We start from the raw sequence: 9,796 nt of genomic DNA on the forward strand, positions 1-9,796 counted from the left end.
ATTTAGCCGTCATTTATGCTGCGGTTGACCTCGCATGCAAATGACGGCTCATTTTAAATGGCTGCTTTAATTTGTTTGGTATAGAAAAAGCGAACGATGAAAAAATAGACAACTTGTATGGCAGCAAAAACGCATAGTACACTGGCGGACTCTGCAAACAAATTATAGATCGGAGCGCAGGGCGTCGGTGCCGACGTATACCGGGCAGTGACGCAATTGAAGACGGGACAAGGGTTTGAGGCAGGACTTGCTGTTGTCGTTTTGGCGATCTTGCTAGATCGATTGACACAGAGTGTTATTAGCAAGAAAAGAAAAGGGAATAAGTCTTTCGCATTCAAGAAGACAATCATTATTGCAGCCGTAGTTGCTTTCTGCATCGTTGCTATCTTTATAGGGATTGGGAAGAAGGCTCCTGTTTCGACCAGCGCTTTTGTTGGAGACCAAGTTGGTTACAGCATTATTGGTATTGACCCTGGTTCCGGCTTAATGAATACTGCGGACAAAGCGCTTAAAGCCTATAATCTTACCTCTTGGAAGCTAATTGAAGGATCTAGTACGGCTATGACAGCTGCCTTCGATAGAGCCTATAAGGAAGGCAAGCCCATCATTGTGACCGGCTGGACACCACACTGGATGTTTTCTAAGTACGATCTAAAATATTTGGCGGATCCGAAGAACGTATTCGGTGGAGAAGAGGAGATTCACACGATTGTACGTCTCCAATTGAAAGCCGACCAGCCTTCGGCCTACCAATTCCTCGATAAATTTCAGTGGAAACCTGCTGATATGGAGCAGGTGATGGCGTCAATCCAAGAGGGAAAAAAACCGGAAGAAGCTGCTTCACAGTGGGTGGAGGCTAACCCGGATAAAGTAAATACATGGATTAGTGCTATTCCCAAAGCGGAAGGGAAAAAGTTAAAGCTTGCCTATGTAGCATGGGATTCAGAAATTGCGAGTACAAATGTGGTTAAATACGTACTGCAGAGCAAGCTGGGATACCAAGTAGATATGCTTCAGGTGGAGGCAGGACCCATGTGGGCTGGCATCGCTAGCGGGGACGCTGACGCCATGGTGGCAGCTTGGCTGCCAACCACGCATAAAGATTATTATGAGAAGTTTAAAGGTAATTTCGAGGATTTGGGACCTAACCTGATTGGAACCAAGCTCGGTCTAGTCGTACCGAAATATATGAACCTTACTTCCGTTGAGGATCTGGTTAAAAAATAACGGGGACGGCATAAACAAAAAGACTGGATAAGTAAATACTTGTCCAGTCTTTTTTGTTCGAGCGTCACCTTCTCTAATGTTCACCACAACATTTATCTATTATTATGAACGATTCTTTAAGAAAATGGATAGATCTTCACCGGACACTGGGCGGCTAAAAAAGTATCCTTGCGCTTCGTTACATTGTCTCTGCCTAAGGAAATGCAACTGCTCCTGCGGTTCAACGCCTTCTGCAATCACTATTAAATCCAGATTGTGTGCCATATCGATGATGGTATGAACGAGTGCTGCATCCTTTGAATCTTCAAAAATATTGCTTGTAAAAGAGCGATCGATTTTTAAACTGTCGATGGGGAAAAGCTTCAAATAACTTAAAGAAGAATAGCCTGTTCCGAAATCGTCAATGGAAAGATGAATCCCCATAGTTTTAAGTTTTTGCATCGTAGTAATCGCATACTTCGAATCTTGGATGATGCTTTCCGTCAGTTCAAGCTCTAGATATTGAGGGTCTAGTTCCGTTTCTTTTAACGTGTTACTAATCATCTCAACTAGATTATTTTGTTGAAATTGACGGGACGAAATATTTACAGCGATACGCATAGGCGAATAGCCCATATTTTGCCAAATTTTATTTTGATAACATGCCTCATAAAGCACCCATTCGCCTATTGGGATGATGAGACCCGTTTCCTCCGCTAAAGGAATAAACTCATCGGGAGAAATATGTCCCCACTCCGGATGCTGCCAGCGGATCAGGGCTTCTACACCAATCATTTGACCGGAAATGACATCCATCTGCGGTTGATAGTAAACCTTAAACTCACCGCGCTCCAAACCTTTGCGCAGTCCCATCTCTAGCTTCATTTTTTGAGACACAATTTCATTCATATCGGGTGTATAAAATTGGAAACTATTCTTTCCTTGCTCTTTTATACGGTACATGGCTGTATCCGCATTCTTGATCAAGGTCTCTATATCCCTGCCATCGGATGGATACAAGCTAATCCCAATCGATGGGGTTACGAACATCTCGTGTTCACTGATCACAACCGATTGCGTGAATAAATGGACTATTTTTGGGGCTTTTTTCGTAACCTTATCCGAAGTCGTGTTGGGGAGAAGCACGATAAACTCATCTCCGCCTTGGCGTGAAACGGTATCCATTTTACCCATGCTGTCTCGAATTCGCTTGGCAACCTCAATCAATAAACGATCACCCATGGCATGTCCTAACGTGTCGTTGATATATTTGATCTGCTTATTTTCCCTTGCCTGATCCAATGCTTGCGTGAGACGGTCATTGAGTAAATGCCGATTCGGCAGTCCTGTCAAAGGATCAAGATAAACCATTTGATTGATTTTTTCTTCGGCTTTTTTGCGTTCCGTAATATCCCGAATGATGCTGCTGAAGTAGGTATTTCCCTCTTCTACCCAAGTGGCAAGAGAAAGTTCGATGGGAAACTCACTTCCATCTTCTCTCAGTCCTTGCAATTCGACGGTTTTGCCAATAACGTGAGGTGTACCTGTGGAAAGGTAACGTTCCATTCCCTTTTTATGAGCTTCTCTGTATCGTTCAGGTAAAATAATTTGCAGTTTTTTGCCTATTGTGTCCTTTTCATGATATCCAAAAATGTGCTGAGCTCCGTAGTTCCATGAAATAATAGTGCCCATGCTATCGGCTAAAATAATGGCGTCATTAGCCGACTCAATCACGGAATTGTCACAGAAACCGACAAATTCCAATTATATTCGACTAGTATATTCGCCTAGTTTCCTCTTATTACCTGCCTGAAAATGCTAGCCTTGGCTTTAGTCAACATAAAAAGAACAGGCCAGGAAAAAGCTCTCCTGATCTGTTCTTTACTTATAATCTCATCAAAGCTCGTCGCTCCGCTTGCGGTTTACATTGATCACATACGCCTAGTACCTGACCGCTTTCTGATGAATAAAAATGAAGACGTTTGGCTTTTTTTCGACAAAAACTGCAAGTTTGTTTATTCACCGAATTCTTTTTTTGTTTAAGTGATAATTGAATTACTTTTCTTGTCTCAAGTTTATCCCTCGTCTTGCGTGCAAACAGGAACAAAAAAATTAGAACGCATATCACAATAATTATTGTAAATAACCAATACATGGCTGATCCCTACCTTGGAATGACCTATTCGGTTAATTTCCTTACAGCAATTACCTCGTAAATTTGATTCCACCTAAGAAGAGGCAATAATATCACTAGGGCGAAATTTTCAGAATTTGCCGGATAATCGGCGTAATTCCACTTACCATAAACTCAATGGCAATCACCATAACAATTAGACCCATTAAACGCATTAGCACATTATTGCCCGTTGGGCCAATCCATCGATAAATTTTAGCTGAGTTAACAAGGACAATGTAAGTAAGCATAAGTACAACCGCAATTACAACTATTAATATAATCTTTTCCATAAAATTTGTCGTAGATTCCATAAGAACAATTCCATTCGTAATTGCCCCAGGACCACAAATCATTGGAATAGCCAATGGTGTAATGGAAATATCGTTTACATATGCATCGACATCCGCTTTATCAACCTTTGTACGAACAAGTCGTGCCTGAAGCATATCCTGTCCCATTAAAATGAAAATAACCCCACCGACAATCTTTAAACTGTTAATTGAAATGTTGAAAAAGTGAAATACCCATTCGCCCGTTGTTGAAAAAATGAGCAATGTAAAAAATGAAACAACTACTGCTTTGCGAGCCGTATGGACTTTCTTCTGTGATTCAAGATCGGCTGTCATCGACATAAAGATTGGCATGATAGCAAGTGGATTAATGAGTGTAAAGAATGAAGTGAGGCTCAGCAATAAAAATGATGTGTACAGATCCATATAGTCTCTCCTATTTGTATGCTCAGTGTCCTTATTCCAGTTGACTAGCCCTTCAATTGGATTTATATCCCTCAAGTCACCCCACTCTTCCACGAATGGGATCATTATATCACATATCTTTGCTTAACCACCCGAAGCCAATTACATACCCATCCAAACCACGGATAGAAAAATCTTTGCTACTTGTCGCGTTTTTACGATACTCCCTTTTTTTCCATGTGCTACTATTTTCATATTATTAACCGATAATTCGAGGTAAACACTTAAAAGAGAGGTAATAAATCATGAGCAACAATCTATCCATTGAAAAGCAACGAAAAATTCATGCAACGGCGAAGACGGTTTGGAACATTCTTACAAACCCTGTTTCTATTAAACAATGGTTGGGAGTGACGATCCAGACGGATTGGATGGTAGGACATCCTATTTCCTTTTCCTTCACTTGGGATGGCAAAGCATTTGAAGATAAAGGACATCTATTGAAGCTTGAAGCTCTACAGACTTTTGCTTACGACTACTGGAGCGGCTTTTCCGGGACTGCCGACAGTCCAGAAAACTATTCGATGATCGAATTCACATTAAAAGACAATGAAAACAAGACCATGCTGAAATTAAATCACAGTAACTTTTCCACACTGACCATGTACGAACATTCGGATAAAAACTGGGAAGAAACATTGGACACCATAAAAAAACTAGCTGAAGAGGAATACTAAGTAAACAGCGATCATGAGCCTTGGACACGGTTCATTCTAAACCTCCACAGCATGTGTTTTGACTGCGCTCTTACGAATAACAAGTTCAATAACAAGAAGATTAGCCACCCAGCATAACCAAGCCGAGATTCGGTAGGCAGGCTCGAATTCCCCGAATAAAATCATCAATGGCACTTGATACAATCGTAAGGTTACCGCTGCAAAAGTAATCGCATAACTACGCAGCATCCAATTGCGATGTGCTTGAATATCTTTTCTCATTATCTTAGCAACAGCCATGTATGTCGTATACATCCATATGAGATCCATCGTAAAAAAACCAGTCCGCGCCACCCATCCACCACTGGCAAACATCGATAAATAGATGTTTATCAAACCACTTAGCATAATGCATGCGACGTATATCTTCCCTAAACGTCTGTGTATGCGTTGGGCTATATTATTGCTTTGTTTCCGGAAGATTTGAAAAGGGCCGATCAGTAAGGCCAAAGCCCCCGTAGCAATATGGGCATATAAGAAATATACCCACGGCGTTACATGGAAGTCCGGACTCTTGAGCTTAAATTGAACTAATCCTGCTAGTTTCGGATCATAAAATCCATATTGAATGACAGCATACGCAACGATTAAGAAAGCAAATAGGAATAGGAAGAACATCCTTGTCTTTCGCATACGGGTGATCACCTCGCCATCTCTTTTTTTGTTCTAATGTGGCCCTACAAGATTTTCTCAAAACACATATAAGGCACTTCCCGAAAAGGAAATTTGATCTCTCCCACCTGCTGATAGCCAGCCCGACTGTACATGCTTAAAGCGCCACGATTCCCTGTGTAGACATCCAAACGAATGCTGCTATTCCCTTGCTGTCCCGCAAGGTTCTCAGCAAATTGCAGCAACTGCTTGCCTAAGCCTCTACCTTGATATTCGGGATGCACAGCCAATCGATGAATACAAGCTGACTTCCCTTGTGTATCGCTCCATTGTAATGCACTATATTTCGCGCTTTGCTTCGTGTCGAGGACAACAACGGCTACGATTTGATCGTCGATGCTTATCCCGAAAAGATTCTTATTTCGTAGGTCGCTTCTGATGACAATGCCGTTTGGGTAAAATCGATCCCATTGATGGATTCCTTTTCGTTTTAAATCCTGCGTTACGGATCGAAATAAGGACATAACCCCGCTCTTATCCTTGCTTTCCAATCGCATAATGGTCATATCAAGCTTCCTTTCAGCTCTATATTCCGCTTGATCTCATTCAATCGTTTGGCCGAATGCTTCCTATAGATGACGGTCCAAGCTATAGCTGCCCCGATGAATCCGTAAAGGACAAGGTTAGATAAAGCAAGAAATTCAGCAGTCGTAAGCTGGAATACCATGGTAGTGCGGACGGCTGCTTCCAGAAGTAATATCACTCCCCACACAAAAGTCATTAGCCTCATCACATAACGAAAGTACTCATATTGCCAGTTGTGGACGAAATCAGGATTCCCAATAAAGCGCTTAGCCAGATAAAACATAAGCGGTCGATGGAAGAGCAGTGACCCAAGGAAAACCAATCCCACAGAACCAGTGATCAACGATTCGCGTATGAGCAGGACCTTTTCACTCCCGCCCAATGCAACAAGGACTAGTGTTAAAATAAAGGTGAACAACATTAAGGAACCAAAGGCATCGAGCTTTCGATGCTTGATAAGATGTACCAGATTGTCTACCAAAGGGACCATGGTTGCCACTGAAAGAGCCGCGATGCTTGTCATGTAATTGGAGAGCCAGACATAAAGTGCCCAAGGGATGATTCCGTTAATAAGTAGCGTTAAGATGATATATTGACGTTTTGACATGTTTTAGACGTCCTTTCGATGGTAGGCTGTTTAACCTTTCTTGTTTAGATGTTGCATCCGTACTAACTTATTACTGTAATGAGCGGAACATGAACTGCATCATATCTTGCATATTCATACTTCCCGCCTCTTGCCTAATTGTATTTTGCACACGTAATCCATACATGAACATCAGCATGCCCTCGGCCACTTTCACTTTTTCTACGGTTGGTGGAATCACTCCACTTTGCTGTCCTACTTCAATCCATTGCACACACGTGTTCAGCGTGTATTGGTAAACACCCTTCATAATATCCGACACCTTGGGATTATCCATTTGACTTAGCAAGTAAATAAAAATTTTATTCGTTACATCCTCATGATGTGAAGTTTGCGCGATCCCTGTGGCAATAAGTTGAAGCGGATTTTCTAAGCCTTGCGATGTTGGATTGTTTACAACTTCATGAAACTTGGCATTCATTTGTTCAATTCTTGCTTTAAGCACGAGACCAAGGAGTTCATCTTTGCCAGTCACATAATGGTAAATGGCACCCTTGGATAACCCCGTTTTGCTAATAATATCTTGCAGCGTGGTTTGTCTGCAGCCCTTCTCTCTGATTAACTCTTCCGTAGTATCGAGAATCATTTGAAAACTTGTGTTTACATGTTCCATGTTGTCATTTCTCGCTTTCTTTGCAAATGTTTGAATGGAAACCGACCGACGGTTTTCCGATGAATTGATCATATAATACCGACCGACGGTTTGTCAAGCGTTTCTCAGACCGCTATATCCACTAAATTTCAACAAAAAGAGAGAGCAATTACGCTCCCTCTCCTGTCTGGTGCTATTCTTGTTTTTACTGTGGACGCCAACTTTGCAGAGATCATCAATTAAATTGCCAGCAGCTTAAGCTTAAATTGCCGAATTGATAGCTCCGGTGAAGCAATTTCGCTTGACGGTTCCCGTCTCCCGTCCCCATCGCAAGCATCAAAGGAATAAAATGCTCGTTAGTCGGTACAGCCTCCTCGGCATAAGGAGCTAATTCCCTGTAATTAAACAGCGCATTGACATCCCACGTTTCTAACTTATTTTGCAGCCAGTTATCGAACGATTCGGCCCATTCGTCGATCCCTTCCGTCTGCCAATTTAGCTTCCGCAAATTATGAACGGTCCCGCCGCTGCCGATAATAAGAACATCCTGTTCCCTCAGCTCGGACAAAGCTTTGCCTATTTGATATTGCTGCTCATTGGTTAGATATCGGTTTACAGATAAAGCAACCACCGGTACATCTGCATCGGGGTAGATCAGCTTGAGGACTGCCCAAGCACCGTGGTCCAGTCCTCTTTCTTCGTCTAACACGCTCTGTATGCCATGCTTCGCAAACAACGAATGAATTTGTTCGCTAAGCGAACGTTCTCCATTAGCCGGGTAGGTTATCTGGTAAAGTTCATCTTGGAAGCCCGAGAAATCATAAATCGTCCCGTACGTATCGACCGCGCTAACGGTTTGCATCGATTGTTCCCAATGTGCCGAAAAAAGTACGATCGCTTTAGGCTTCGTTATACTAGCTGCAAATTCTTGGATAAATGCTGTGTATGCATTTTGTTCCAGCACAATCGAAGGCGCGCCATGCGCGAAAAAATAAGAAGGTATCATAGGCTCATTCACTCCTTTTCTACATGCACATCGGCATCCTTTTTAAGCCAATTCACAAAATCTTGTTGATTCTCTTCAGAGACGCCATGGTCGGTTGGATACGTTTTGAAAGTCAAGTTAGACGTTAGGTTTTCAAAATAAGCCGCAGTCTCATGGCCGATCCGAATCGGGAATACCGTGTCGAATTCTCCATGAGAAATAAACACCGATATATGGTTTACACTTTTCAGAGGATACTCTGTTTTCACAAAATCAGGCACATACCCATTTAACGCAACGATTCCTTTCAATTGCTCACCCATCGTAAGCGCAAGCGACATGGATAAAATCGCGCCTTGGCTAAAGCCCAGCAAATAGCGCTTGGCCGCATCAATCGGATACTTCTCCGTCGCATAATGAATGAATGCTTCCAACTGCCCAATCGCTTGGTCGAACATTTCCCGAATGGGATTACCCAGGCTTTTCAACTCGTAATATTGATACCCAGCACCTAAAATCAGATTTCCGCGAATACTGACAATAATAAAGTCGTCGGACACAGGCGCCACCAAACCAAACATGTTTTTCTCGTTAGATCCTTTTCCATGAAGCGTGAAGATCGTCGGGTACTTTTTCTCCGGATCCATATGGGAGGGCAGTTGAATGTCATACTTATAAGCTGGGTACATAAGAAATCTCCTCCTATGCGTTAAATTCCACGTTTTCTAAACAATGCTTGATCGATTGATAGCGGCGAAGTGTCAGAAACAAACAGATAAATCGCTACTAATATAAAACCCAGATCCAACTCATAACCAGCCATCTGGCTGTTTCCAAGCAATCCGCCGGATAGTTTCATCGTAAAAATAGCGCCAATGAGCATAATAATAAATAAAGCCGATACATAGCGGGTAAAGAGACCTATAATCAGCAAAATCCCTCCGACCACCTCGAGAACTACAACGACATAAGCCAATATACCAGGAACACCCATGGAACTGAACCAAGCCGCAACATTGCTTAGTCCCATTTGCAATTTACTGATTCCGTGGGCTAGAAATATTATTCCCAAAACCACACGCATTAAAGTCGCCACCACTGTTACTTTCGTCATTCGCTTCCTTCTCCTTTGTATATAAGTAATAATAATGTTTATTTCATATGACTAATATAAATCGCAATGGTGTAGCGTGTCAATAAAAATATTGTTATTATTAAGGCTCAACCTCAAAATCAGTGCTTGAATATTTAGCTTGAAAGTCGATGAAGATTACATTCAACTAAAATGCCCGCTTTGTATCGATCTGGGTTACGCAAGAAATAATGACGTCGTTGAAATGCTTTAATACGGTTATGACGACCTTCTACAGTAGCATTTGTCCAACGGCAATGGTGGTAATTGAGGATTTCGTCCTGCCAGTTACGCATCGTTTTCAGCGCACTTTTGACAGCTGTGTGAGCGATTTGTTCACCCTGCTCAAGCCAACGATTAAAACCATGCGTTGCGACTTCGACATTCGGAG

Annotated in this window: 12 protein-coding genes; 2 read left to right on the top strand and 10 right to left on the bottom strand. The window is 42.1% G+C overall.

The annotated features are described in order from the left end of the window. The first annotated feature begins 216 nt into the window (after window positions 1–216). Complete coding sequence (locus G519_RS0131965) at window positions 217–1,227, top strand: glycine betaine ABC transporter substrate-binding protein (protein ID WP_279626881.1); 1,011 nt, start codon at window positions 217–219, stop codon at window positions 1,225–1,227. A 102-nt stretch (window positions 1,228–1,329) separates the two neighbouring features. Here the strand turns inward: G519_RS0131965 and G519_RS45525 are convergent, their stop codons facing one another. Both G519_RS45525 and G519_RS0131975 read right to left on the bottom strand, forming a co-directional pair. Next, the gene (locus G519_RS45525; protein ID WP_244280291.1) at window positions 1,330–2,940 is read right to left on the bottom strand and encodes a putative bifunctional diguanylate cyclase/phosphodiesterase; all 1,611 of its coding nucleotides are present in this window, start codon (window positions 2,938–2,940) and stop codon (window positions 1,330–1,332) included. A gap of 516 nt (window positions 2,941–3,456) precedes the next feature. After that, the gene (locus G519_RS0131975; protein ID WP_029198114.1) at window positions 3,457–4,098 is read right to left on the bottom strand and encodes a MarC family protein; all 642 of its coding nucleotides are present in this window, start codon (window positions 4,096–4,098) and stop codon (window positions 3,457–3,459) included. Window positions 4,099–4,382: 284 nt separating this feature from the next. On the opposite strand from G519_RS0131975, the gene G519_RS0131980 reads away from it, so the two are divergent. Next, window positions 4,383–4,814: an SRPBCC family protein gene (locus G519_RS0131980; protein ID WP_029198115.1), complete on the top strand. Its 432-nt coding sequence runs from the start codon at window positions 4,383–4,385 to the stop codon at window positions 4,812–4,814. Window positions 4,815–4,850: 36 nt separating this feature from the next. On the opposite strand, the gene G519_RS0131985 is transcribed toward G519_RS0131980, so the two are convergent. The 8 genes from G519_RS0131985 to G519_RS0132020 form a co-directional block, all read right to left on the bottom strand. Beyond that, complete coding sequence (locus tag G519_RS0131985) at window positions 4,851–5,486, bottom strand: DUF2306 domain-containing protein (protein WP_036634566.1); 636 nt, start codon at window positions 5,484–5,486, stop codon at window positions 4,851–4,853. A gap of 44 nt (window positions 5,487–5,530) precedes the next feature. Further along, window positions 5,531–6,031: a GNAT family N-acetyltransferase gene (locus G519_RS0131990; protein WP_029198117.1), complete on the bottom strand. Its 501-nt coding sequence runs from the start codon at window positions 6,029–6,031 to the stop codon at window positions 5,531–5,533. Beyond that, window positions 6,028–6,657, bottom strand: coding sequence for a VC0807 family protein (locus G519_RS0131995; RefSeq protein ID WP_029198118.1), 630 nt, complete (start codon window positions 6,655–6,657; stop codon window positions 6,028–6,030). The genes G519_RS0131990 and G519_RS0131995 overlap by 4 nt, the downstream gene beginning before the upstream one ends. A 70-nt stretch (window positions 6,658–6,727) precedes the next feature. Continuing rightward, entirely contained in the window at window positions 6,728–7,309 is a 582-nt protein-coding gene (locus G519_RS0132000; RefSeq protein WP_029198119.1) for a TetR/AcrR family transcriptional regulator, read from the bottom strand. A gap of 214 nt (window positions 7,310–7,523) precedes the next feature. Next, on the bottom strand, window positions 7,524–8,294 hold the full coding sequence (locus G519_RS0132005; protein ID WP_029198120.1) for a DODA-type extradiol aromatic ring-opening family dioxygenase: 771 nt from the start codon (window positions 8,292–8,294) through the stop codon (window positions 7,524–7,526). A gap of 8 nt (window positions 8,295–8,302) precedes the next feature. Continuing rightward, window positions 8,303–8,962: an alpha/beta hydrolase gene (locus tag G519_RS0132010; protein ID WP_029198121.1), complete on the bottom strand. Its 660-nt coding sequence runs from the start codon at window positions 8,960–8,962 to the stop codon at window positions 8,303–8,305. 20 nt (window positions 8,963–8,982) lie between these two features. Then, the gene (locus tag G519_RS0132015; protein ID WP_029198122.1) at window positions 8,983–9,387 is read right to left on the bottom strand and encodes a DoxX family protein; all 405 of its coding nucleotides are present in this window, start codon (window positions 9,385–9,387) and stop codon (window positions 8,983–8,985) included. Window positions 9,388–9,521: 134 nt separating this feature from the next. Further along, the coding region (locus tag G519_RS0132020) for a transposase (protein WP_029198123.1) at window positions 9,522–9,796 on the bottom strand (275 nt) is incomplete at its 5' end.

This window comes from Paenibacillus alginolyticus DSM 5050 = NBRC 15375, from assembly GCF_000422905.1.
Lineage (GTDB): Bacteria > Bacillota > Bacilli > Paenibacillales > NBRC-103111 > Paenibacillus_E > Paenibacillus_E alginolyticus.